20 protein-coding genes and 2 pseudogenes are annotated in these 23,296 nt (G+C 72.2%); 16 read left to right on the plus strand and 6 right to left on the minus strand.

The features are described 5' to 3' along the window. Positions 1-10 precede the first annotated feature (10 nt). Positions 11-454 (plus strand): DUF2267 domain-containing protein, encoded by a 444-nt coding sequence (locus QP939_RS34110; RefSeq protein WP_285450387.1) that lies wholly within the window; start codon positions 11-13, stop codon positions 452-454. Further along, a complete protein-coding gene (locus QP939_RS34115; protein ID WP_285450388.1) occupies positions 444-2,723 on the plus strand; it encodes a heavy metal translocating P-type ATPase in 2,280 nt (759 codons plus the stop codon). The genes QP939_RS34110 and QP939_RS34115 overlap by 11 nt, the downstream gene beginning before the upstream one ends. Positions 2,724-2,730: 7 nt before the next feature. On the opposite strand, the gene narI is transcribed toward QP939_RS34115, so the two are convergent. Genes narI through QP939_RS34135 form a run of 4 tightly spaced genes read right to left on the minus strand, consistent with a single transcriptional unit; the run spans position 2,731 to position 9,457 of the window. After that, the gene (gene narI / locus QP939_RS34120) at positions 2,731-3,471 is read right to left on the minus strand and encodes a respiratory nitrate reductase subunit gamma (RefSeq protein ID WP_285450389.1); all 741 of its coding nucleotides are present in this window, start codon (positions 3,469-3,471) and stop codon (positions 2,731-2,733) included. Beyond that, entirely contained in the window at positions 3,468-4,109 is a 642-nt protein-coding gene (narJ, locus tag QP939_RS34125) for a nitrate reductase molybdenum cofactor assembly chaperone (protein WP_285450390.1), read from the minus strand. The genes narI and narJ overlap by 4 nt, the downstream gene beginning before the upstream one ends. Then, the gene (gene narH, locus QP939_RS34130; protein WP_285450391.1) at positions 3,991-5,766 is read right to left on the minus strand and encodes a nitrate reductase subunit beta; all 1,776 of its coding nucleotides are present in this window, start codon (positions 5,764-5,766) and stop codon (positions 3,991-3,993) included. Before narH ends, narJ begins: the two co-directional genes overlap by 119 nt. 1 nt (position 5,767) lies before the next feature. Beyond that, complete coding sequence (locus QP939_RS34135) at positions 5,768-9,457, minus strand: nitrate reductase subunit alpha (RefSeq protein ID WP_285450392.1); 3,690 nt, start codon at positions 9,455-9,457, stop codon at positions 5,768-5,770. A gap of 158 nt (positions 9,458-9,615) precedes the next feature. Between QP939_RS34135 and QP939_RS34140 the strand changes: the two genes are divergently transcribed. Continuing rightward, positions 9,616-10,842 carry an MFS transporter gene (locus tag QP939_RS34140; protein WP_352247990.1) on the plus strand — a complete coding sequence of 409 codons (1,227 nt, stop codon included), beginning with the start codon at positions 9,616-9,618 and terminating at the stop codon, positions 10,840-10,842. Next, the gene (locus tag QP939_RS34145; RefSeq protein ID WP_285450394.1) at positions 10,839-11,237 is read left to right on the plus strand and encodes a hypothetical protein; all 399 of its coding nucleotides are present in this window, start codon (positions 10,839-10,841) and stop codon (positions 11,235-11,237) included. Before QP939_RS34140 ends, QP939_RS34145 begins: the two co-directional genes overlap by 4 nt. Before the next feature lie 41 nt (positions 11,238-11,278). Here QP939_RS34145 and QP939_RS34150 read toward each other — a convergent pair whose 3' ends face one another. Next, positions 11,279-12,421 (minus strand): site-2 protease family protein, encoded by a 1,143-nt coding sequence (locus QP939_RS34150; RefSeq protein ID WP_285450396.1) that lies wholly within the window; start codon positions 12,419-12,421, stop codon positions 11,279-11,281. A 129-nt stretch (positions 12,422-12,550) separates the two neighbouring features. Here QP939_RS34150 and ppk2 point away from each other — a divergent pair, with 129 nt between their 5' ends. Next, positions 12,551-13,363 (plus strand): polyphosphate kinase 2, encoded by an 813-nt coding sequence (gene ppk2, locus QP939_RS34155; RefSeq protein ID WP_285450398.1) that lies wholly within the window; start codon positions 12,551-12,553, stop codon positions 13,361-13,363. A 16-nt stretch (positions 13,364-13,379) separates the two neighbouring features. Beyond that, on the plus strand, positions 13,380-13,571 hold the full coding sequence (locus tag QP939_RS34160; protein ID WP_285450399.1) for a hypothetical protein: 192 nt from the start codon (positions 13,380-13,382) through the stop codon (positions 13,569-13,571). Here the strand turns inward: QP939_RS34160 and QP939_RS34165 are convergent. Beyond that, complete coding sequence (locus QP939_RS34165; protein ID WP_285450400.1) at positions 13,562-14,179, minus strand: hypothetical protein; 618 nt, start codon at positions 14,177-14,179, stop codon at positions 13,562-13,564. The two genes, QP939_RS34160 and QP939_RS34165, sit on opposite strands and share 10 nt — an antisense overlap. 108 nt (positions 14,180-14,287) lie before the next feature. Here QP939_RS34165 and QP939_RS34170 point away from each other — a divergent pair, with 108 nt between their 5' ends. The 10 genes and pseudogenes from QP939_RS34170 (at position 14,288) to QP939_RS34215 (ending at position 23,256) form a co-directional block, all read left to right on the plus strand. After that, positions 14,288-15,118, plus strand: coding sequence for a universal stress protein (locus tag QP939_RS34170; protein WP_285450401.1), 831 nt, complete (start codon positions 14,288-14,290; stop codon positions 15,116-15,118). Positions 15,119-15,138: 20 nt separating this feature from the next. Further along, positions 15,139-15,723 carry a CBS domain-containing protein gene (locus tag QP939_RS34175; protein WP_285450402.1) on the plus strand — a complete coding sequence of 195 codons (585 nt, stop codon included), beginning with the start codon at positions 15,139-15,141 and terminating at the stop codon, positions 15,721-15,723. Further along, complete coding sequence (locus QP939_RS34180; RefSeq protein ID WP_285450404.1) at positions 15,720-16,244, plus strand: flavodoxin domain-containing protein; 525 nt, start codon at positions 15,720-15,722, stop codon at positions 16,242-16,244. Before QP939_RS34175 ends, QP939_RS34180 begins: the two co-directional genes overlap by 4 nt. Further along, positions 16,241-17,635, plus strand: coding sequence for a DUF4389 domain-containing protein (locus tag QP939_RS34185; protein WP_285450405.1), 1,395 nt, complete (start codon positions 16,241-16,243; stop codon positions 17,633-17,635). The genes QP939_RS34180 and QP939_RS34185 overlap by 4 nt, the downstream gene beginning before the upstream one ends. A 14-nt stretch (positions 17,636-17,649) precedes the next feature. After that, complete coding sequence (locus QP939_RS34190) at positions 17,650-17,928, plus strand: DUF1918 domain-containing protein (RefSeq protein WP_285450406.1); 279 nt, start codon at positions 17,650-17,652, stop codon at positions 17,926-17,928. Continuing rightward, positions 17,912-18,824, plus strand: a pseudogene (locus tag QP939_RS34195) (universal stress protein). The gene QP939_RS34190 and the pseudogene QP939_RS34195 overlap by 17 nt, the downstream one beginning before the upstream one ends. Then, entirely contained in the window at positions 18,821-19,228 is a 408-nt protein-coding gene (locus QP939_RS34200) for a hypothetical protein (protein ID WP_285450407.1), read from the plus strand. Before QP939_RS34195 ends, QP939_RS34200 begins: the two are co-directional and overlap by 4 nt. Before the next feature lie 158 nt (positions 19,229-19,386). Next, positions 19,387-19,998 (plus strand): CBS domain-containing protein, encoded by a 612-nt coding sequence (locus tag QP939_RS34205; protein WP_285450408.1) that lies wholly within the window; start codon positions 19,387-19,389, stop codon positions 19,996-19,998. Continuing rightward, positions 19,995-20,900, plus strand: coding sequence for a universal stress protein (locus QP939_RS34210; RefSeq protein ID WP_285450409.1), 906 nt, complete (start codon positions 19,995-19,997; stop codon positions 20,898-20,900). Before QP939_RS34205 ends, QP939_RS34210 begins: the two co-directional genes overlap by 4 nt. Further along, positions 20,897-23,256: pseudogene (locus QP939_RS34215) on the plus strand (phosphoketolase family protein). Before QP939_RS34210 ends, QP939_RS34215 begins: the two are co-directional and overlap by 4 nt. Positions 23,257-23,296: the final 40 nt, after the last annotated feature.

Below are 23,296 nucleotides of genomic sequence, written 5' to 3' on the forward strand. Positions count from 1 at the left end.
GGAGGAAGCCGTGCCGCAGTCGAACGATCCCTTCGCCCACGCGGAAAACACCGCGCACACCTGGCTGGCCGTCGTGCGTGGCCGCCTCGGCGCCGACGACCAGCAGCTCGCGTACCGCGTGCTCCGGGCGTGGCTGCACGTCGTGCGCGACCGGCTCACCGTCCAGTCGGCGGCGCACTTCGCGGCTCAGCTGCCCGAACTGCTCCGCGGCGTCTTCTACGAGGGCTGGAACCCGGCTCACGTGCCGACCCGCTACGAGGTGGACGGCTTCGTCGCCCGGTTCGCCGGCTCGGCCGGCCTCACCCGCGCCGAAGTGCCCGCGGCGGCCGCGGCGGTGACGTCGGCGCTCGGTGAACTCTGCTCACCGGGGCAGCTCGACCACGTGCTGAAGCTGCTGCCGGAGTCCCTGGTCACCCTCCTGACCGCCGGCCACGGGGGTCGTCGTGCGTGCTGAAGAAAGCCGGTCGAGGCTGCGGGAGTTCGGGCTGCTCGCGGGTGTCCTGGTCCTCGTAGCCGCCGGCGGGGCCGCGTGGTGGACGGGTGCGCCGATCGCCGCGAACGTCGTGTGGGCGACCGCGGACGTGATCACCCTGGTGCCTGCGGTCGTGTGGGTCGCGGCCGATCTGCGCGCCCGGCGGTGGGGTGCCGACCTGCTGGCTGTCCTCGCCCTGGTGGCCACTGTGGCGGTCGGGGAGTACCTGGCCGGCGCGATCGTCGCGGCCATGGTCGCCACCGGGCGGGTGCTCGAAGCCGGCGCGCAGCGGCGGGCGAGCCGGAACCTGACCGCGCTGCTCGACCGGGCGCCGCGCGTGGCGCACCGGCGCACGGAGACCGGGCACGAAACCGTGCCCGTCGACGACGTGCGTGCCGGGCAGCTGATCGTCGTGCTGCCGGGCGAGGTCGTGCCGGTGGACGGCGTCCTGCCGGACGGCGGGACCTTCGACGAGTCGGCGCTGACGGGCGAACCCCTCCCGGTGACCCGGCCCGTGGACGACACCGTCCACAGCGGAGTGGTGAACGCCGGCGCCGCGGTCGACGTGCGGGCCAGCGCGGCCGCCGCCGACAGCGCCTACGCCGGGGTCGTGCGGCTCGCCGAACAGGCCGCGGCCCGCACCGCGCGGGTCGCCCGGGTTGCCGATCGCGTCGCGGTCTGGTTCCTGCCCGCCTCCCTGCTGATCGCCGCGCTCGCCTGGGCGCTGACCGGCGAAGCCGGACGCGCGGTGGCCGTGCTGGTGACCGCCACGCCGTGCCCGTTGCTGCTCGCTGTCCCGATCGCGATCACCGGGGGCATGTCCCGGGCGTCGAAAGCGGGCGTGGTCGTCAAGGACGGCGCCGCGCTCGAAGCTCTCGGCCGGGTCGCGGTGCTGCTGATGGACAAGACCGGCACCGTGACCCGTGGCCGGCCCGAGATCACCGACGTCGTCTGTGCGCCGGGCCACGACGCGGCCGAAGTGCTCGCCTTCGCCGCCGGGGTGGAGCAGTACTCGCCGCACGTGCTGGCCGCGGCCGTGGTGCGGGCCGCGGCGTCGGCCGGGGTGGCGCCCGCGTCAGCCGAGGACGTCGAGGAACAGCTGGGGTCCGGCGTCGCCGGCCGGGTCCGTGACCACGAGGTCCGCGTCGGCCGGCTTCCCGCCGGGACGGAACTGCCCGCCTGGGCGCGCGGCGCGGCCCGGCGGGGACGGCTCGATCTCGCGTCCGTGCTGTGGGTGGAGGTCGGCGGTGAGCCCGTGGCCGCGTTGCTCGCGAAGGACCCCATCCGGCCGGACGCCACGCGCACGATGCGGCGGCTGCGCGCCGCCGGAATCGGCGAGATCCGGCTGCTCACCGGGGACCGGGTCGACAACGCGCGCGAAGTCGCGGCGATGCTCGGCCTGGACGACGTCCAGGCCGAGGTGACGCCCGCGGAGAAGGTCCGCGCGGTCGAAGCCGCGAGCGCGCGCGGGGTGACGGTGATGACCGGGGACGGCGTCAACGACGCGCCCGCGCTGGCCGCGGCGGACGTCGGCGTCGCGCTCGGCTCACGGGGTGCCACCGCGGCGGCGCAGGCCGCGGACGCGGTGATCCTCGACGACCGGCTCGACCGCCTCGCCGACGCCGCGGAGATCGCCCGCCGGTCGCGCCGGCTCGCCGTGCAGAGCGCGGTGGCCGGGATGCTGCTGTCGCTCCTGGCCATGCTCGCCGCGGCCGGGGGTTTCCTGGTGCCGGTCGCCGGTGCCCTCGTCCAGGAAGCCATCGACGTCGTCGTGATCTTGAACGCGCTGCGTGCGCTGGGCGGCGTCAAGCTCGGCGGCCCGGCGCCCGCCGAGCTGGTGCGGCGGTTCGAGTCCGAGCACGAACGCCTGCTGCCCGCTCGGGTCGCGGTCCGGCAGGCGGCCGACGCACTGACCGAGGGGGCGACGCCGGACGCGGACAGTGCCGCGCGCATGGCCGCAAGGCTGCTGACCGAGCAGCTGCTGCCGCACGAGCAGGCCGAGGAAACCGAGCTGTACCCGGCGCTGGCCCCCGCGCTGGGCGGTCCGGAGGGCACGGTCACGATGAGCCGCGCACACGCCGAGATCGGCCGGCTCGCCCGGCGGCTGCAGCGGCACCTCGCGGAGGCGCCGGACGGCATCCAGCCCGACCAGGTCGACGACCTGCGCGCCACGCTCTACGGCTTGGACGCGGTGCTGACGCTGCACTTCGCGCAGGAGGAGGAAGCGTATTTCACGCTCCCGTCCGCGTGACCGGTGATCACCTCCGCTTGGTGCGCCGGGCGTTCTCCTGGGTCCACCCTCGGCGTGCCGGTCGCGACGGCACGACCCGGTCCCGTGAGCGGTAGACGATGTAGGGCCGGACCAGGTAGGTCAGCGGTGCCGTGAAGGCGTGCACCAGCCGGGTGAAGGGCCAGAGGACGAACAGCGCCATGCCGGCCAGGACGTGCAGCTGGAAGGCGAACCCCGCGTGGCTCATGGCCTCGACGTCGGGATTCAGGATGAACAGGGAGCGGAACCACGGCGACACAGTCAGCCGGTAGTTGTGCTCCTCACCGCCCGCGGCGCCGAGCAGGGTGGTCGCCAGACCCGCGACGATCGCGGCCACGAGCACCAGGTACATCAGCTTGTCGTTGGCCGTGGTCGCGCGGAACACCGGTCCGGTCGTGCGCCTGCGGTAGACCAGGATCCCGATACCGGCCAAAGTGGACAGTCCGGCGATCGTGCCCAGGACGAGCGCCTGGACGTGGTAGGCCTCCTGGCTGAGGCCGAGCGCGTCGGTGAGGCTCTTCGGGATCAGCAACCCGATCACGTGGCCGACGATCACCACGAGGAGCCCGAAGTGGAACAGCGGGCTGCCGATCCGGAGGAGACGGGACTCGTGCAGCTCCGAGGATCGCGTGGTCCAGCCGAACTTGTCGTAGCGGTAGCGCCACACGGTCCCGCCGACGAGCACGGCGACCATGACGTACGGGGCGATGCCCCAGAGGAGGAAGTTCATCGGGGGCCTCCGGCGGGGACGGTGCCGAACGGGGCGAGATCCAGGCCGACCTGTTCCCGCGGCGGGCCGCTGCGCGCGAGGGCCTTGGCCGCGGCGACGTCGTCGGGGGAGGGGCCGGGCAGCAGCGCGCAGACGGCTTGCACGGGCGCCGCGTACGGCGTGGCGGCGTCGAGCAGGGCCAGGCGGAGCAGTTCGATCCCGGCCCGGTGTTCCTGCAGGAGCGCAAGGCCGCCGGCCAGGTCGGCCGTGGCCGCGAACTCGAGCACCGCCGGGAGGTAGTCGGGCAGTTCGGTGCTGTCGAACTCGGCCCCGGCTGCCCGGTAGCGGGACTTCAGCTCGGCGAGAGAGCTGCCGCGGCGCCGGGTCTCCCCGTCGCTCCACCACGTCAGGTACAGGCAGCAGCGGCGCCGGGTGTCGAACACCCGCACGTAGTGCTCGGCGAGCTCGCCCGGGGATATCGACGCGGTCTCCGCGAGGAAGGCCCGAAGGCGGTCTCGCGGCTCTCCGGCGGGGAGCGCCTCAACTGCGGCCCGCGCTGTCGGCAGCGTCGCCCGCAGATCCTCGTCCGGGTACTGCAGGCAGAGCGACGCGGCTTGCAGCACGACTGCGTGCTCGCGGGCGGACAGGTCCGGGTTCACGGCTCGCTCCTCTCGGTGTGCGGGGGAACGGGCGGCCCTTGCCGTCCCAGTTGAGCAGGTTGACGCGCGTGCCGGGCATGCCGAGGTCAGTGACCCGGTCGCTGGTCTGGCGGTCGCGCAGGGCGTGGAACGTCTCGACCGAGACCGGCATCGCGCGGCCGGAGCCCTCGCCGAACGGGCCGCTGCCGACCATGCCGGGACCGCCGTCGACGTCGAGGCTGCAGCCGAGCTCTTCCAGCTGGTGCGCTTCGCCGGTGTACGCGGTCGGGATGACGTAGCGCTCTTCGTACTTGGCGATGCCGAGCAGCCGGTACATCTCGACCAGTTCGCCGCCGGTCATGCCGACGGCGGAAGCGATCGACTCGTCGCGGGGCCGGTCGAGGCTGACGTCGCGCATGTAGGAGCGCATCGCGGCCAGTTTCCGGAGCACCCGGTCGACCGGTGCGATGTCTCCGGCGGTGAACAGCTCGGCGAGGTAGCCGATCGGGATGCGCAACGCTTCGATCGCGCCGAAGAGGTTTCCGGCGGCCTCGCCGTCGTGCCCGGTTTCGGTGAGCCGGTCGACCACCGGCGACAGCGGCGGGATGTACCAGACCATCGGCATCGTGCGGAACTCCGGGTGCAGCGGCAACGCGACCCGGTAGTCCTTGGCGAGCTTGTACACCGGCGACCGCCGTGCGGCTTCGAGCCAGTCCTCGGCGATGCCGTCGCGGCGCGCGGCCGCGGCCACGTCCGGATCATTGGGGTCGAGCAGCAGGTCCAGCTGGGCTTCGTAGAGGTCGTGCTCGTCGGCCACGGACGCCGCTTCGGTGACGCGGTCTGCGTCGTAGAGGAACAGTCCGATGTAACGCAGGCGGCCGACGCAGGTCTCGCTGCACACCGTCGGCAGCCCGACTTCGACGCGGGGGTAGCAGAAGGTGCACTTCTCGGCCTTGCCCGTGCGGTGGTTGAAGTACACCTTCTTGTACGGGCAGCCGGTCACGCACATCCGCCAGCCCCGGCATTGGTCCTGGTCGACGAGCACGATGCCGTCCTCGGCCCGCTTGTACATCGCGCCGGACGGGCACGACGCGACACAGGCCGGGTTCAGGCAGTGCTCGCAGATGCGCGGCAGGAAGAACATGAACGCCTGCTCGTAGGAGAACTTGACCTTCTCCTCGGACTCCTGGCGCAACCGCTCGACGATCGGGTCGCGCGGGCCGTGTTCCGGGGCGCCGCCGAGGTCGTCGTCCCAGTTCGCGCTCCACTCCACCGACATCGGCTCGCCGGACAGCAGCGACTTCGGTTGCGCCACTGGGAAGTCGTCACCGAGCGGTGCGTCGGTGAGGTTCTCGTAGTCGTAGGTCCAGGGCTCGTAGTAGTCGCGGATGTTCGGCAGTACGGGGTTGGCGAAGATCGTGAGCAGCTTGCGGAACCGGCCGCCCGCTTTGAGCTTCAACCGCCCGCGGGGGGTGCGGACCCAGCCGCCCTTCCACTGTTCCTGATCCTGATACCGGCGTGGATACCCCTGTCCCGGACGGGTTTCGACGTTGTTGAACCACGCGTACTCGACACCGCTGCGGTTGGTCCACGCCTGCTTGCACGTCACCGAGCAGGTGTGGCAGCCGATGCACTTGTCGAGGTTCATCACCATGCCCAGCTGGGCCATCACGCGCATGTCAGTACTCCACCTTCTGGCTGCGGCGGCGCCGGATCACGGTGACTTCGTCACGTTGGTTCCCGGTGGGCCCGAGGTAGTTGAACGCGAAGGAAAGCTGGGCGTAGCCGCCGATCAGGTGCGTCGGCTTGACGAGGATCCGGGTGAGCGAGTTGTGGATGCCCCCGCGGCGCCCGGTGTGCTCGGACTTCGGGACGTTCACCACCCGCTCCTGGGCGTGGTACACGAACACCGTGCCCGCCGGGATGCGGTGGCTCACGACCGCTCGCAGCACCATCACGCCGTTGCGGTTGACCGCTTCCACCCAGTCGTTGTCGTGCACGCCGATCGCAGTCGCGTCGGGTTCGCTCAGCCACACCACCGGGCCGCCGCGGGACAGCGAGAGCATGAACAGGTTGTCCTGGTACTCGGAGTGGATCGACCACTTCGAATGCGGGGTCAGGTACCGCACGGTCACCGAAGCGCCGTCGGTCTCGCCGAGCTCGGGTTCGCCGAAGAGCCGGTGCATGTCGAGCGGGACGCGGTAGATCGGCAGGGTCTCGCCCATCTCGTGCATCCAGTCGTGGTCCAGCAGGAAGTGCATCCGGCCGGTGAGGGTGTGCCAGGGTTTCCGGCGTTCGACGTTGACCGTGAAGGGGGCGTAGCGGCGCCCGCCGGTCTCGCTGCCCGACCACTCCGGGCTGGTGATCACCGGCACCGGCTGGGCCTGGGTGTCGGCGAAGGAGATCCGCTTCTCCGCACTGCCCGAGGCGAGGTCGGCGAGCCGGACGCCGGTGCGGCGCTCGAGCTGCTCGAAGCCCTGCACGGCGAGCCGGCCGTTGGTGGTGGCCGACAACGCGAGGATCGCCTCGGCCATCTTCGCGTCGGTGTCGATCGCCGGGCGGCCGTCGCCCGCCCCGCCGAGCATGACGCCGTTCTTCGCCGCCAGGTGTGCGATTTCCTCGTCGGGGTGGTAGGTGACGGCCTTAGTGGTCATGCCGAGCCGATCGACCAGCGGGCCGATCGCGGCCAGCTTGTCGGCCACCGCGGGATAGTCGCGTTCGACGACCACGAAGTTCGGCATGGTCCGGCCCGGGACCGCTTCGGTCTCGCCCGCGCGCCAGTCCAGGACCGTGCCGCCGGGCTGGGCGGTCTCGCCGGGGGTGTCGTGCTGGAGCGGCACGGCGACGACGTCCCGCCGGACGCCGAGGTGCGTGGTGGCCAGGTCGGAGAACCGGCGGGCGATGGCGTGGAACGCGTCGAAGTCCGTGCGCGACTCGAACGGCGGATCGATCGCCGGGGTGAACGCGTGCACGAACGGGTGCATGTCGGTGGTGTTGAGGTCGTGCTTTTCGTACCAGGTCGCGGCCGGCAGCACGACGTCCGACAGCAGCGTGGAACTGGTCATCCGGAAGTCCAGCGACAGCAGCAGATCGAGCTTGCCTTCGGGAGGTTCTTCGCCCCGCCACTCGACGTCTTGCGGACGCTGGTCCGGCGAGGTTTGCTCCGCCTGGAGGTTGTGGTGCGTGCCGAGCAGGTGCTTGAGGAAGTACTCGTCGCCCTTGGCCGACGAGCCGAGCAGGTTGGCTCGCCACAACGTCAGGCAGCGCGGCCAGTTTTCCGGCGCGTCGGGGTCGTCGATCGCGAACTTCAGGCTGCCGTCCCGCAGGCGGTCGGCGACGTGTGCGGCGACGTCGTAGTCGGCTTCGTCGGCCAGGTCCAGGGGGTTGACGTCGAACTGCGGGTAGGACGGCATCCAGCCCAGCCGGGCGGACAGCGCGATGGTGTCCATCGTGTGCTTGCCCGCCAGCTTGCCTTCGGCGAGCGGGGAGGTGAGCGCGTCGGCGCGGTAGCCGTCGTAGCGCCACTGGTCGGTGTGGGTGTACCAGTAGGCGGTGCCGATCATCTGGCGCGGCGGGCGCTGCCAGTCCGTGGCCATCGCCATCGTGGCCCAGCCGGTCACCGGACGGCACTTCTCCTGCCCGACGTAGTGGGCCCAGCCGCCGCCGTTGCGGCCCATCGAGCCGGTGAGCATCAGCAGCGCCAGCACGGCGCGGTAGGTGGTGTCGCCGTGGAACCACTGGCAGATCCCGGCGCCCATGATGATCATCGTCCGGCCGTGCGACTCCTCGGCGTTGGCCGCCATCTCCCGGGCGATCCGGACCACCTGCCCGGCAGGCACCGACGTGATCGCTTCCTGCCACGCGGGCGTGTACGGCTCGGCCGCGTCCTCGTACCCGGCGGGCCAGGTGCCCGGCAGACCGTCGCGGTGGATGCCGTACTGGGCCAGCATCAGGTCGAAGACCGTCGTGACGAGCTTTCCGGCCACGCGCCGCGCGGGGACGCCCCGGCGCAGGACCCCGCCGGTGCCGTCGAGGGCGTCGAACCGGGGGAGCAGCACCTCGACGCCGTCGGCTTCCGGACCCTGCATCGTCAGCTGCGGCGCAACCTCGCCGAGTTCGAGGTTCCACTTCCCGGCGCCGGATTCGGAGTAGCGGAAACCGAGGGAACCATTGGGGACAAATGGTTCGCCGGTTGCGCCGTCGATCAGCACGGTCTTCCAGGCCGCGCCTTCGGCGTCGTCGCCGAGGTCGGCCGCGGTCAGGAACTTTCCCGGCACGTGGGCGCCGTCGCGCTCGGTCAGCGTCACCAGGAACGGCAGATCGGTGTTGCGCTGCACGTAGTCGACGAAGAAGGGGACGCGGCGGTCGACGAAGAACTCTTTGAGCGTGACGTGGCCCATGGCCATCGCCAGGGCGCCGTCGGTGCCGGGCTGGGCGGGCAGCCAGGTGTCGGCGAACTTCGTGTTGTCGGCGTAGTCCGGCGATACGACGACGACCTTCTGGCCCTTGTACCGGGCTTCGGCCATCCAGTGCGCGTCCGGGGTCCGGGTCACCGGCACGTTGGAGCCCCACATCAGCAGGTAGGTGGCGTTCCACCAGTCGCCCGATTCGGGCACGTCCGTCTGGTCGCCGAAGACCTGTGGCGAGGCCACCGGCAGGTCCGCGTACCAGTCGTAGAACGACGTCATCGCGCCGCCGATCAGCTCGATGAACCGGGAGCCCGCCGCGTGGCTGACCATCGACATCGCCGGGATGGGGGAGAACCCGGCGATCCGGTCGGGACCGAAGGTCCTGATGGTGTGGACGTGCGCCGCGGCGACGATTTCCGTGGCTTCGTCCCACGAGACGCGGACGTGGCCGCCCTTGCCGCGGGCGGACTGGTAGCGCTTCCGCTTCGCCGGGTCGGTGGTGATCTCGGCCCACGCCGCGACGGGGTCGCCGAGCCGGTCCTTGGCCTCGCGGTACATCTCGACCAGCACACCCCGCGCGTACGGGTACCGGACCCGGGTGGGGGAGTAGGTGTACCAGGAGAACGCCGCACCGCGCGGGCAGCCGCGGGGCTCGTACTCGGGCGAGTCCGGGCCGACCGACGGGTAGTCGGTCTGCTGGGTCTCCCAGGTGATGATCCCGTCCTTGACGTAGACCTTCCACGAGCACGAGCCGGTGCAGTTGACGCCGTGCGTCGAGCGCACCACCTTGTCGTGGCTCCAGCGGTCGCGGTAGAAGACGTCGCCCTCGCGGCCGCCCTCCTTGAACACCGCCCGCAGGTCGGCGGAGGTCTCGCGCCGGGTGAAGAACCGGCCGGTCTTCAGCAGGGCGTCGGCCAGCGGGCCGTCCGTCCCCGCAGGCTCCTTCGCTCCTCGCGCCACTGCGCCTCCCACGAGTTCGATCTCTGTGGAAACGATGTCAAGGACGGACGTCCCGAAGCTACGCCGAAGGTCACCGATCGAGAAGACCAAGGACCATTCCGCGCCGGCTCCGGTGCTCCGACGATGGAAGCGAGGAGTCCACACCCGAGGAGCCAGCCGTGACGAAGTCCCTGTCCCGCGGGGGAGAACCCGCTTCCACCCCGTCGCGGCCGGATTCCGGCGCCGGCCTCATGCTCGCGATGGCCACGGCCGGGTTCGCGATCACGTTCTGGGCGTGGGCCTTGCTGTCGCCACTGGGCGCGACCCTGCGTGAACAATTGCACTTGTCCTCGGTGCAGCAGGCCGTCCTGGTCGCGGTCCCGGTCATCGTCGGCTCGCTCGGGCGGATCCCGGTGGGCGCGCTCACCGACCGGTTCGGCGCCCGGGTCATGTTCCCCGCGGTCGCGCTGCTCACCGCGATCCCGGTGCTCTACCTCGGGCACGGTGCCGGTTCGCTGACCGGCTACCTCGCCGGCGGCTTCTTCCTCGGCCTCGGCGGCACCACCTTCGCGATCGGCATCCCGTTCGTGAACTCCTGGTACCCGCCCCGGCGCCGCGGCTTGGCCCTCGGCGTCTTCGGCGCCGGCATGGGCGGCACAGCCATCTCGGCGTTCTCGACCGTCCAGCTGAGCAAGGCCGTCAGCAGCAGCTTCCCGTTCGACCTGGTCGCCGCCATCCTCGTGGGGTACGCCGTACTCGCGTTCTTCGTGCTGCGGGACCGCCCGGACCGGCAACGGGCCGCCGGGAGCCTCTTCGGCAGGCTGGCGACCGCTCTGCGCATGCCGGTGACCAGCCAGCTTTCGGTGCTCTACGCGGTCGCGTTCGGCGGTTTCGTCGCGTTCAGCGTGTACCTGCCCACCTACCTCGTCACCTCGTTCGGCCTGGACCGCGGTGACGCGGCCCTGCGCACCGCGGGATTCGTGGTGCTCGCCGTGGCGATGCGCCCGATCGGCGGCTGGCTGTCCGACCGGGCCGATCCCGTCAAGATCCTCATCGGGGTGTTCTCGGTGGTCAGCGTGCTGGCGCTCGCCGCCGCGTTCGAGCCGCCCCTCCGACCGGCCGGGACGCTGCTCTTCCTCGGCATCGCCGGCGCCCTCGGCACCGGGACCGGCGCGGTGTTCGCACTCGTGGCCCGGCTGGTGGCACCGGGCGAGGTGGGCGCCGTGACGGGCGTCGTCGGCGCGGCCGGCGGGCTGGGCGGCTTCTTCCCGCCGCTGGTCATGGGCGCGGTTTACGGCGCCACGGGCTCGTACCTGCTCGGGTTCGTCCTGCTCGCTGCCACCGCGGCCGGCGCGGCGACCCTCACGGCCACGGTCGTCCGGCGGCGGGCCGGAGCGAGCGCATGACGGTCGCCGCGGCGGTCGCGTTCATCTGGCTCGGCCTGGTGCTCGGCATCTCGTTCCTGGAGGCACCGCTCAAGTTTCGCGCGCCCGGGGTGACGCTGCAGGTGGGACTGGGCATCGGGCGCCTCGTGTTCGCCGCGCTCAACCGGGTCGAGGTGCTGCTCGCAGCCGCGGTGTGGGTGGCACTGCTGCTGGGGCACCGGTCGGTGGTTTCGTCGGCGATGGCCGGGGCGGTGGTCCTGGTCCTGATCGTGCAGCTGGTCGCGGTGCGCCCGGCGCTGACTCGCCGATCCGATCGCGTCCTCGCCGGTGAGGAAGGCCCGCGCAGCCACGCGCACCTGGTCTACGTCGGGCTCGAGGTGGTGAGAAGGTCGCCGGGCTGGCCGGGCTCGGGGTGACCGCGCTCGCCGGCTGACCACGCGGGATCGCCGAAGCCCGCCTACCGAGCCGGGCGGCGGGCTTCGGCGCCCAGCACGGCCAGCTCCAGCGTCCGCGCCACGTCGCCGGGGCTGACGACGCCGGCCAGGACGCCGTTCGCCACCACCAGCGCGAGGTCCTGACCCGGCCGGCCCCCGATCCGGCCGAGGACCGCCGTCAGCGGGGTCTCGGGGGAGACGACGAGACACGCCGGCGGCCGGGCGCAGACGTCCTCCACCCGGGTCGAGGTGCGGGCCTCTTCCGGCACCCGCGCGAGAGCCGCCAGGCTGACCACACCGAGCGGGCGGCCGTCGAACGACACCACCGGGTAGGTGCGGAACGGCAGGGACGCGGCCTGGTCGACGAACGCCCGCACGGTGAACCAGCCGGGTGCCGTGACCGGGTCCGCCGTCATGATCTCGCCCAGCCGGATCCGGGCGAGCACCTCGCGAGCCGGGCCGGCCGCGAGCTCCGCCCGGGCGCTGAAGCCGAGGAACCAGCCGATGCCGACGAGCCACAGCCCGGCGAGGCTGCCGAACCACAGCAGCTCGACGAGCCCGGCCGAAGCCAGCACCACGCCGAGGACGCGGCCCGCACGGGCGGCCACGGCCTGGGCTCGGCGGCGGTCTCCGGTGAGCTTCCAGACGACGGCCTGCAGGATCCGGCCGCCGTCCAGCGGGGTGCCGGGGAGCAGGTTGAACACCGCGAGCACGAGGTTCGTCCAGCCCAGCCAGGTCAGCGTGACGACCACGACGGCGGGCACCGACGCTGGGAGCAGTACGGCGGTGCCCAGGAACGCGGCACCCGCCAGGAGGCTCGCCAGTGGCCCGGCGACAGCGACCGCGAAGGCCGTTCCGGGGTTCGGCGGCTCGCCGGGAATCTCGGTGGTGCCGCCGAGCAGCCACAGCGTGATGCGGTCGACGCTGAGTCCGCGGTGCCGCGCCACCAGTGCGTGGCTGAGCTCGTGCACCAGCAGCGACGAGAAGAACACCACGGACCCGGCCACCCCGGCGGCCCAGTACACCGCCGTCGGCAGTCCGGGGGCGGCTTCGGGCAGCAGCGACCCGGCGAGCAGGTCGGCCAGCAGGGCCATGATCATAAGCACGGACCAGTGCGCGCCGACGGGGATACCGGCCGGGCGCCCGAGCGGGAAGGTGGCTCGCATGCCCGGACCATCCTCCCCGCGGGCGCGGGCGGGGAGGGCCGCACCGCCTCGTCCGGAGGGACCAAAGACCTCCGTGACGCCGACGTCCGGCCGCAGCCCGCGCGGGTGCCCGCTTCGTACCGTCGAAGCATGGCGGACAGGAAGAAGTCGCGGATCCCGCGCCCGGTCTACGAACGGGAGCTCCTGCGGCTGCAGGCCGAGCTGGTCAAGCTGCAGGAGTGGGTGCGCCACGAAGGCGTCCGCCTGGTCGTGGTGTTCGAGGGCCGCGACGCCGCCGGCAAGGGCAGCACCATCAAGCGCGTCACCGAGCATCTGAACCCGCGGGTGGTGCGGATCGCGGCGCTGCCGAGCCCGACCGAGCGCGAGCGGACGCGGTGGTACTTCCAGCGCTACATCGAGCACCTGCCCGCGGCGGGCGAGATCGTGCTGTTCGACCGCAGCTGGTACAACCGCGCCGGCGTCGAGCGCGTGATGGGGTTCTGCACGCCCGAGGAGCACCGCCGGTTCCTGCAGCAGTGCCCGATCTTCGAACGCCTGCTCGTCGACGACGGTGTCCTGCTGCGCAAGTACTGGTTCTCCGTCAGCCTCGACGAGCAGGAACGGCGGTTCGCCGCGCGGATCGACGATCCGATGCGCCGCTGGAAGCTCTCGCCCGTCGACCTGCAGTCCGTGACCCACTGGGAGGACTACTCGCGGGCGAAGGACGACATGTTCGTGCACACCGACACCGCGGAATCCCCTTGGCACGTCGTCGAAAGCGAGGAGAAGCGGCGCGGCAGGCTGAACATGATCGCGCACCTGCTCTCCAGCGTGCCCTACCACGAGGTGTCCCGCCCGGCGGTTTCGCTGCCGCCGCGCCCCGGGCCGACCGGCTACTTCCGGCCCGACCGGCGGCTGCAGACCTACGTTCCCGACCACGCGGCGACCCTGCTGCCGCGCTGAACCCGAGGAGGAAACCATGGATGCCAGGGAGAAAGCGGCCATCGAGGCCGAAGCGCGCCGGGACGTCGCCGAGCGTGGCCGCCACGGCCCCAAGCTGGCACCGTATCTGTACGCGGTCGAGCACCACGCGATCAAGGAGAACGGTGAGGACGTCGTCCCGGCCGCCGAGGACGAGCCTCGGCGGCCGGCGGGGGAGCCTCAGTCCTGATCGGCGCGCGTGTAGGCCGTGAGCGCTTGTTTCCGGGCGCTCACGGCGATCGTGCGGACCAGGGCGGTGTGCACGGATCCGATGACGGGCCGGGAGAGCCGCCAGTACCGGCGGAACTTCAGCCAGCTTTCCGGGTCGGTCATCGCGACCCGCGTGTGCACCGTCAGCAGCGTGCGGTGCGGGCCGTACGGGAGGGTCGACACGGCCATGACGATCTTCCCGTAGCCGGGCTCTTCGAAGCCGGCGAAGTCGTCGGCCTCGACGCGGCGCCACGGGATCACCGGTTTCCAGAACTTGCCCGCGACGCCGAGTGCGAACTCACTGCCCGGCCGCTCGCCGAGCAGGGCCCACTCCGAGCCGGTGTCGAGGTCGTCGGGGGTGAGCCGGGTCGGTTGCCGCGGTGGGCCGTGCCGCCGGTTGCGCCAGCGCTCGGGCAGCGCGCGCACCCAGCCGGCGGCCGAGACGACGCCGCCGCGGACGTCGGTGAAGTCGAGTTCGCGCGCGGCGGCGTAGGTGTCCTTCACCGGCGCGTCCACGACGGCGGTGCGCACCAGCTCGAACTGCGGGTGCGGCAGGAAATGGTCGATGAGCAGATCGGTTTCGGTCATGGCCACCAGGGTCGGCGTCCCGCGGTCGCGGGACAGGCGGATTTGGTCCCCGGCGAAAAGGACTTCGTGCTCTGACCCGTGAGTACACCGGACGCGCATGCTGCCGGGGTGACCGAACCCGAGGAGGACGTGATGACGGCAACCGCGACCCGCCCGGTGGTGGCCGGGGTGGACGCCTCGGCGGCCGCGCTCGCCGCGGTCCGCTGGGCCGCCGCGGAAGCGGTGCGCCGGGACACGACACTGCGGCTGCTGCACGCCTGTGTCTTCGGAGACGAACGACCCCACGACGACTCCGAGCTGCTGCTGGAGCACGTCTATCGCTTCCTCCGCCGCGCCGCGGAGGTCGCTCGTGAGCAGGCGCCGGGTGTGCGGGTCGAGACTCAGGTCCGGCTGGGGCTCGCCGTCGACTTGCTGCTCGCGGAGTCGGCCGATGCGGCGCTGGTCGTCCTCGGCTCGCACGGCCTTGGTGGCTTGCGTGGCGCGCTGATCGGCTCGGTCGCCCTGCGGGTCGCGGCTGGCGCGTCGTGCCCCGTCGTCGTTGTGCCGGGGCAGCGGTCCACTCGGACCGGGCCGGTGCTCGTCGGGTTCGATCCGTCGGGTTCGAGTGAGCATGCGCTCCGGTTCGCCCTTGAGGAGGCGGCCGCGGTGTGTGCCCGGGTGCATGTCGTGCACGCCTGGCGCATCGGTGACGGCCACGTCGAGCAGCGGGAGCTGGAAGCGCATCTCGCGGGCTGGGCCCGCAAGTACCCGGCGCTGGAGATCACGGCCCAGGCGCTGCGGGACCGCAGCCCGGCCCGCGCCCTGCTGGCCGCCGCTCCCGGAGCCCGGCTGATCGTCGTGGGCACCCGTGGCCGCGGCCCGGTCGCCGGCGGGGTGCTGGGTTCGACCGGCAACGCCCTGCTCGCGCACGCGGCCTGCCCGGTCGCGGTCGTGCACTGAACGGAAACGAGGGAACCACCATGAAGGCACGGGACATCATGACCAGGCCGGTCGTGCGGGTCGGCCCGGGAACGCCGGTCCGCGAAGCCATCGTGCTGCTCACCGAGCACTGCGTCGCGGCCCTGCCGGTGGTGGGGGCCGAGGACGCCGTGCTCGGCATGTTCACCGAGGCCGACGCGCTCCGCAGCGGCGTCGCCGGCGAAGGCCCGGCGCCGCACCTCCTGGTGGGCTCGATGATGACCACGCCGGCCGAGACCGTCGGCCTCGACACCGACGTCACCGAGATCGCCCGGCGGATGCTGGGCGACCGGCTGCGCAGCATCCCGGTGGTCGACGACGGCGTGCTCGTCGGCATCGTCAGCCGCCGCGACATGCTCAGCCCGCTGGTGCGCCAGGACGACTCCATCGCCTCGCACCTCAACGCGCTGCTGTCCGACTACTCCGGTCACCGCGACCGCTGGACGATCTCCGTCACGGGCGGCATGGTGACGATCCGCGGCGCCTTCACCGACGAGGCCGAACGCCGGGTCGTGACCGCGCTGGCGAAGACCGTCTACGGCGTCGTCGGCGTCGAACTCTGGGAAGAAGCGACGGTGACGACATGAAGATCCTCGTCGCGGTGGCCACCCGGCATGGCGCCACCAGGGAGATCGCCGAGAACGTTGCCACCGCGGTCGGCGCCGCGCTGACCGATGCTGGGGTCGAGCCGCTGGTCGAGGTCCGCGACGCGGGCCTGGTGCACTCGGTCGAGGGCTTCGATGCCGTGGTCCTCGGCAGCGCCGTCTACATGGGACACTGGTTGGAGCCGGCCAGGAAACTCGCCGAGTCCTTTTCGGATGAACTCCGCCGCGTGCCGGTCTGGCTCTTCTCCAGCGGCCCGATCGGTGAGCAGGACAAGCCGGCCGAAGAGCCGGTCGCGGTCGAGGACCTGGTCCGGCGGCTCGGGGCCCGCGGGCACCGGCTGTTCGGCGGGAAAATCGACCGCCGTTCGCTGCACTTTCCCGAGCGCGCCGTCGTGGCGGCCTTGCGGGTCGCGGACGGCGACAACCGGGACTGGCCGTCGATCCGCGCGTGGGGCCGGGACATCGGTTCCGCACTGGCCCAAGTCGTGAGGAGCACGTCATGACCATCCCGAAGACCTATCCCGTCCGGGTCGAAGCGAGCCTGGACGAACCCCTTTCCCGCTGGCTGTGGCTGGTCAAGTGGCTCTTGGCCGTGCCGCACTACGTCGTTTTGGCGTTCCTGTGGTTCGCCTACCCGTTCGTCACGATGGCCGCGTTCTTCGCGATCCTGGTGACCGGCCGGTACCCGCGGCCGCTGTTCGACTTCACCTCCGGCGTGCTGCGCTGGAGCTGGCGGGTGCAGTACTACTCCTACGCCGCACTCGGCACCGACCGGTACCCGCCGTTCACCTTGGCCGACGTCCCGGACTACCCGGCCCGGCTCGAGATCGCCTACCCCGAACGGCTTTCCCGCGGCCTGGTACTGGTGAAGTGGTGGCTGCTGGCCATCCCGCACTTCATCGTCGTCGGCGTGTTCGTGGGCGGTGGCAGCTGGCTGGCGGCCCGCGACGGGAGCGATGACTTCACCTGGGCGGCCGGCGGTCTGGTGGGCGTGCTCGTCCTGGTGGCGGGGGTGGTGCTGCTGTTCACCGGCCGCTACCCCCGGCCGATCTTCGACTTCGTGCTCGGGATGGACCGCTGGGTGCTGCGGGTCGCGGCCTACGTGTCGCTGATGACCGACGAATACCCGCCGTTCCGGCTCGACATGGGCGGCGCCGAAGCCGGCCACGAGCCGCCGCACCCGCGCCCGCCTGCGCACCCGGCCGGGCCGTCCGGCTGGACCGGCGGGCGGATCGCCGCCGCGATCTCGGGCGCGGTGCTGGTGCTGGGCTCGATGGGCCTGCTGACCGGCGGCGCGACCCTGCTCTGGGCCGACCGCACCCAGCGGGACGCCGACGGCTACCTGACGGCCTCCACCACGGTCGTCGCGAGCGGCTACGCCGTCGCGAGCGACCCCGTGCGGCTGCAGGGCGTGTCCACGCCGAAGGTGGCCGGGATCGTCGGTGACGTCCGGATCCGGGCCACCGGCACGGACAGCCGCCCGGTCTTCGTGGGCATCGGCCGGACCGACGCCGTCGAGCGGTACCTGGCCGCGACCGAGTACACGGCTCCCGGCGACCGGACCCACCCGGGCGGCGCCCCGGCCGTCCCGCCCGGCGATGCAGGGATCTGGGTCGCGAGCGCGTCCGGCCCGGGCACGCAGAGCATCGGCTGGCCGGTGCGCGACGGGCAGTGGACCGCGGTCGTGATGAACGCCGACGCCTCGCGCGGGATCTCCGTGCGCGCCGAGGCCGGCGCCACCGCACCCGCCCTCGGCTGGATCGCCTTCGGCCTGCTGCTCTCCGGGGCCGTGGTGCTGGCCGGCGGTGCCGTCCTGATCGGGGTCGCCGCGCACCGCGCGTCGCGACACCCCGGATCGCCCACCACACCCGAACCATCCACTGTGGACGTCTGAGAGAGGGAAAGGCCATGCACGCGAAGCCGGGCGACTGGCTCGTCATCAAGGGCCCCCGGGTCGACGCACCCGAACAGCGGGGCCGGATCCTCGAGGTCCACTCGGCCGACGGCACGCCCCCGTACGTCGTCCGCTGGACCGCCGACGACCACGTGTCGACGGTCTTCCCCGGCCCGGACGCAGTCGTGCTGACCGCCGAAGAGGAACAAGCCGCCGAGGAACGCGCCCGCCACCGTTATGACCGGGTCCAACAGCTCATCCACGAGGAGGACAGCCATGCACGGCTTCACTGACGGTGCCGTCGTCGCCGGGATCGATGGGTCGGGTTCGGCGCTGCGTGCCGCCGTCTGGGCCGGGGCCGAGGCCGTCCGCCGCGGCCGGCCGTTGCGCCTCGTGCAGATCTACGCCCTGCCGCCCGTGAAGGCCCCGGTCGCGTTCGGGACCCACGAGCAGGTCCGGGCGGGCCTGGCCGAACGGGCCGAAGGCCGGCTCGCCGACGCCCGGGCCGCGGTGCTCGCCGAGCACCCCGGCCTGGCGGTCACCACGGCCGCCCGGGAGTGGAGCCCGGTCACCGCCCTGGTGCAGGAGTCGCAGCACGCCGAACTGGTGGTGCTGGGTTCGCGCGGGCTGGGCGGGTTCACCGGCCTGCTCGTCGGCTCGACCGCCGTCGCGGTGGCCGCGCACGCGCACTGCCCGATCGTCGTCGTCCGCGGCCGGATGCCGCAGGACCCGCCGCCGGTCAGCGGGCCGGTGCTCGTCGGTGCCGACGGCTCGCCTGACAGCGAGGCCGCGCTCGCGTTCGCCTGTGAAGAGGCGCGGCTGCGCGGCACCGGGCTCGTCGCGGTGCACACCTGGAGCGACGTCCTCGCCGACGGCATGCTCCGGCCGCACCCGCTGCAGGAGGATGCGGCGGAGATCGCGGAGGCGGAGCGAGTCAAGCTCGCCGAGCAGGTCGTGGGCTGGCAGCAGAAGTACCCGGATCTGGCGATCGAGGTCCAGGTCATGCGCGGACGCCCGGTGCGGACCCTGCTGGAAGCTCGGCGAGCAGGCGCAGCTGATCGTGGTCGGCTGCCGCGGCCGCGGCGGGTTCACCGGCATGTTGCTCGGTTCGACGAGCCAGGCGCTGATCGCGCACTCGCCGTGCCCGGTGGCGGTCGTACGGCCCCAGAAGGCCGGGGGAGAACCGTGACCACCCTGCGAACGCGTGCGACGATGCGGCTGCTGGCCACCTTCGAGACGGTGTTGGCCGCGAGCGCGGTGTACGGCGGGATCTCCCTGATGGCCGGCGCGCCGGGCTTCAGGATGCCCGTCGCCTGGCTGGCGCCGCTCGGGTTGACCAGCTGGGTGCTGCCGGGGCTGGCGCTGGCGCTCGGCATCGGCGGGTCCCTGGCCTGGGCTTCGGTGTTCGCGTGGCGGATCGACTTCCGCGCGCCGATCGCGGCGCTGGCGGCGTGTGCGGTGCTCACCGGCTGGCTGGCGATCCAGTTCGGGGTGATCGGGGTGCGGGCCCCGGTCCAGCGGGTGACCGTGGCACTCGTGGTCGTGCTGCTCGGGCTCGCGCTGCTCGCCCGGCGCCGGTTGGCGAAGCCGTGAGGAGCGACCTGGCCCGGCCGCCACGACCGGACCTTCGTCCTTTGTGGACGTAAACCGGCGAAGGGACGTAAGTCCTCACGACCGATGACCGACGCCAGCGGTGCCCCGGGTCCCGCCTTCCTAGGTTGGGAAGTGACACGAAAGGCAGGAACCCCCCGATGCGAGCACGCGACCTGATGACCGCGCCGGTGATCGCCGTGCAGCCGTGGACGACCGCCAAGGAGGCGGCCGAGCTGCTGTCCATGCACGGCTTCACCGCGCTCCCGGTGGTCGACGACGACGAGCGCCTGATCGGCATCGTCACCGAGGCCGACCTGATCCGCGGCCGGATCCCCGCCGACCCCCGGCACGCCCACGAACACCGCGAAGCCGCCGTCGCGGGCAAGACGGTCGGGGACGTGATGACCAGCCCCGCCACCGCGATGGACTCCGGCACCGACGTCGCCGAGCTGTGCCAGGCGCTGGTGGACGCCCGGATCCGGGCGATGCCGATCGTCGACGGCTCGGCCGTCGTCGGCATCGTCACCCGCGGCGACATCGTCCGCGTGCTCGCGCGGGAAGACACCGACATCGCCCGGGACGTCAAGCACCGGCTGGAGATCTACGGCGGCAGCGGCCGCTGGAAGATCGACGTCCGCGACGGCTACGTCCACATCACCGACCAGTTCGACGACGACACCGACCGGCACGTCGCGCAGCTGCTGGCGCTCGCCGTGCCCGGCGTCGTCGCGGCCGACACCGCCTACGCGGGTGAGGAGCAGCACCGATGAGCACCACCGACCCGAGGATCACCGTCGGCGTGGACGGCTCGGCGGGTTCGACCGCCGCCGTCGCGTGGGCGGCGAAGATCGCCTCCCTGCGTCACCTCGAACTCCGGATCGTGCACGGCCTGCAGGTCGCCGGCCTCTACTACGGCGGGGGCATGACCGGGATCGGCGCGGCCACGCTGTTCGAGGCGGTCCAGGCCGACGGCGAACGCGCCATCGCCGACGCCCGCACCCTGGCCGCGTCGATCGACAAGGATCTGGTGATCACCACCGAGCTGCCCAACGACCCGCCGGTGCCGATGCTGATCGAGGAGTCCCGGCACGCCCGGATGCTCGTGGTCGGCCGGACGGGGACCGGCGGGTTCGCCGAGATGCTGGTCGGTGGCACCGCGGCCACGGTCGCGAGCCACGCGCACGGGCCGGTCGCCGTCATCCGCGGTCGGCGGGGCACCACGACGCTCCCGGATTCGGGACCGGTCGTGGTCGGTGTCGACGGCAGCCCGAACAGCGAGCAGGCGATCGCCGTCGCGTTCGAGGAGGCGTCGCTGCGCGGTGTGCCGCTGGTCGCGGTGCACGCCTGGAACGACATCACCTACGAGGACACGCGCGGCACGGCCCGCATCCTCACCCAGCCGGAGACCCTGGAAGAGGGCGAGGAGCGGCTGCTGACCGAGCGGCTGGCGGGCTGGCCGGAGAAGTACCCCGATGTCGAGGTCCGCCGCCTCCTGGTCCGCGACCGGCCACGGCACGCTCTGCTCGAGGCGAGCGAGACCGCGCAGCTGGTCGTCGTCGGCAGCCGCGGTCGCGGCGGCTTCACCGGGATGCTCCTCGGCTCGACCAGCCAGGCGCTGGTCCAGCACGCCCAGTGCCCGGTGCTCGTCGTCCGCCCGGAGCGGAAGAAGTGACCGCCGTCGACGCTCGCCCGGCGGTGCTGGGCCGCACCGAGCTCGCGCAGGTGGACGCCCTCTGGCGGGCCGCGAACTACCTCTCGGCCGGCCAGATCTACCTGATGGCGAACCCGCTGCTGCGCGAGGAGCTGCGGCCCGAGCACGTCAAGCCGAGACTGCTCGGGCACTGGGGGACCTCACCCGGCCTCAACTTCGTCTACGCCCACCTCAACCGGGCCATCCTGACCCACGACCTGGACGCCATGTTCGTCACCGGCCCGGGCCACGGCGGTCCGGCGTTGCTGGCCAACACCTGGCTCGAAGGCAGCTACACGGAGGCGTGGCCCGAGGTGACGCGGGACGCTGCCGGCATGCGGGAACTGTTCAAGCAGTTCTCGTTCCCCGGTGGCGTGCCCAGCCACGTGGCGCCGCAGGTTCCGGGCTCGATCCACGAAGGCGGCGAGCTCGGTTACTCGCTCGCCCACGCGTACGGCGCGGCGTTCGACAACCCGGGCCTCGTGGTCGCGTGCGTGATCGGCGACGGCGAGGCCGAGACCGGCCCACTCGCGACGTCGTGGCACGCGAACAAGTTCCTCGACCCGGTCCGCGACGGCGCGGTGCTGCCGATCCTGCACCTCAACGGCTACAAGATCGCCAACCCGACCGTGCTGTCCCGCATCGCCCCGGCCGAACTCGACGCGTTGCTGCGCGGGTACGGCTACGAGCCGATCTACGTCGAAGGCAGCGACCCCGAGACGATGCACCAGGCGATGGCTGCCGCGCTGGATTCGGCGATCGCCGATCTCGCGGTGATCCGCCGCCGCCACGAGCGGCCGGCGTGGCCGATGATCGTGCTGCGCAGCCCCAAGGGCTGGACCGGTCCGTCCGTTGTGGACGGCTTGCCGGTGGAAGGCACCTGGCGGGCGCACCAGGTGCCGCTCGCCGAGGTCCGGCGCAACCCGGAGCACCTTCGCCAGCTGGAAGAGTGGATGCGGTCCTACCGTCCGGAGGAGCTGTTCGACGACCACGGCCGCCCGGTCGCGGACGTCACGGCGATGATCCCGGCGGGGGAGCGCCGGATGGGCGCGAACCCGAACGCCAACGGCGGCATCCTCCTGCGCCCGCTCACGCTGCCCGACACCGCGGCCCACGCCGTCGCCGTCCCGTCACCGGGGGCGACGGGGGCCGAACCGACCCGCGCGCTGGGCCGGTTCCTGCGCGACGTCTTCACGCTCAACGCCGACCGGGCGAACTTCCGCCTCTTCGGCCCCGACGAGACGGCGTCCAACCGGCTCGACGCGGTCTACGACGTCACCGCCAAGGAGTGGCAGGCCGCGATCGAGCCGGTGGACGAGCACCTGTCGCCCGACGGCCGGGTGCTGGAGGTGCTGTCCGAGCACTTGTGCCAGGGCTGGCTCGAGGGCTACCTGCTGACGGGCCGCCACGGGTTGTTCAACTGCTACGAGGCGTTCGTGCACATCGTCGACTCGATGGTGAACCAGCACATCAAGTGGCTGCGGGTGCACCGCCAGATCCCGTGGCGGCGCCCGGTGGCGTCGCTGAACTACTTGCTCACCTCGCACGTGTGGCGGCAGGACCACAACGGCTTCTCCCACCAGGACCCCGGGTTCGTCGACCACATCGCGAACAAGAAGCCGAAGTCGTGCGGATCTATTTCCCGCCGGACACCAACACGCTCCTGGAGGTGGCGGCGCACTGCCTGCGCAGCCGGGACTACGTGAACGTCGTCGTGGCGGGCAAGAACGACTCGCCGAACTGGCTGGATGCCGAGCAGGCCGCGCTGCACTGCGCCCGGGGCGTGAGCATCTGGGAGTGGGCGAGCACGCACACCGACCGCGAGCCGGACGTCGTCCTCGCCTGCGCGGGCGACGCTCCGACGCTGGAAGTGCTCGCGGCGGCGAAGATCCTGCGGGAAGAGCTGCCGGACCTGGCGGTGCGGGTGGTGAACGTCGTCGACCTGATGCGCCTGCAGCCCGAAGCCGAGCACCCGCACGGGCTCGGCGACCGCGAGTTCGACGCGTTGTTCACCCCGGACCGGCCGGTGATCTTCGCCTACCACGGCTACCCGTGGCTGATCCACCGCCTGGCCTACCGCCGCACCAACCACCACGACATGCACGTCCGCGGCTACACCGAGCACGGCACGACGACGACACCGTTCGACATGCTGGTGCTCAACCACATGGACCGGTTCCAGCTGGTGATCGACGTGATCGACCGGGTGCCGGGCCTGGTCGCGACGGCCGGCGTGCTCCGGCAGAAGATGACCGAGGCCCAGGGCAAGCACCGCCGCTGGATCCGGACCCACGGCGAGGACCTGCCCGAGATCCGCGACTGGACCTGGGAGGGGTGAGGGGTGACCGCCGCGGTCCCACCGGCCGCGGCGGTCACCG

The organism is Amycolatopsis nalaikhensis (assembly GCF_030264295.1).
GTDB classification, from domain to species: Bacteria; Actinomycetota; Actinomycetes; order Mycobacteriales; family Pseudonocardiaceae; genus Amycolatopsis; species Amycolatopsis nalaikhensis.

What these genes read in the sequence shown, in the direction of transcription:
- narI (WP_285450389.1), bottom strand. Translation starts at nt 3,471, where the DNA reads ATGAACTTCCTCCTCTGGGGCATCGCCCCGTACGTCATGGTCGCCGTG.
- narH (WP_285450391.1), bottom strand. Translation starts at nt 5,766, where the DNA reads ATGCGCGTGATGGCCCAGCTGGGCATGGTGATGAACCTCGACAAGTGC.
- QP939_RS34145 (WP_285450394.1), top strand. Translation starts at nt 10,839, where the DNA reads ATGACGGTCGCCGCGGCGGTCGCGTTCATCTGGCTCGGCCTGGTGCTC.
- QP939_RS34150 (WP_285450396.1), bottom strand. Translation starts at nt 12,421, where the DNA reads ATGCGAGCCACCTTCCCGCTCGGGCGCCCGGCCGGTATCCCCGTCGGC.
- ppk2 (WP_285450398.1), top strand. Translation starts at nt 12,551, where the DNA reads ATGGCGGACAGGAAGAAGTCGCGGATCCCGCGCCCGGTCTACGAACGG.
- QP939_RS34160 (WP_285450399.1), top strand. Translation starts at nt 13,380, where the DNA reads ATGGATGCCAGGGAGAAAGCGGCCATCGAGGCCGAAGCGCGCCGGGAC.
- QP939_RS34165 (WP_285450400.1), bottom strand. Translation starts at nt 14,179, where the DNA reads ATGACCGAAACCGATCTGCTCATCGACCATTTCCTGCCGCACCCGCAG.
- QP939_RS34175 (WP_285450402.1), top strand. Translation starts at nt 15,139, where the DNA reads ATGAAGGCACGGGACATCATGACCAGGCCGGTCGTGCGGGTCGGCCCG.
- QP939_RS34180 (WP_285450404.1), top strand. Translation starts at nt 15,720, where the DNA reads ATGAAGATCCTCGTCGCGGTGGCCACCCGGCATGGCGCCACCAGGGAG.
- QP939_RS34185 (WP_285450405.1), top strand. Translation starts at nt 16,241, where the DNA reads ATGACCATCCCGAAGACCTATCCCGTCCGGGTCGAAGCGAGCCTGGAC.
- QP939_RS34190 (WP_285450406.1), top strand. Translation starts at nt 17,650, where the DNA reads ATGCACGCGAAGCCGGGCGACTGGCTCGTCATCAAGGGCCCCCGGGTC.
- QP939_RS34205 (WP_285450408.1), top strand. Translation starts at nt 19,387, where the DNA reads ATGCGAGCACGCGACCTGATGACCGCGCCGGTGATCGCCGTGCAGCCG.
- QP939_RS34210 (WP_285450409.1), top strand. Translation starts at nt 19,995, where the DNA reads ATGAGCACCACCGACCCGAGGATCACCGTCGGCGTGGACGGCTCGGCG.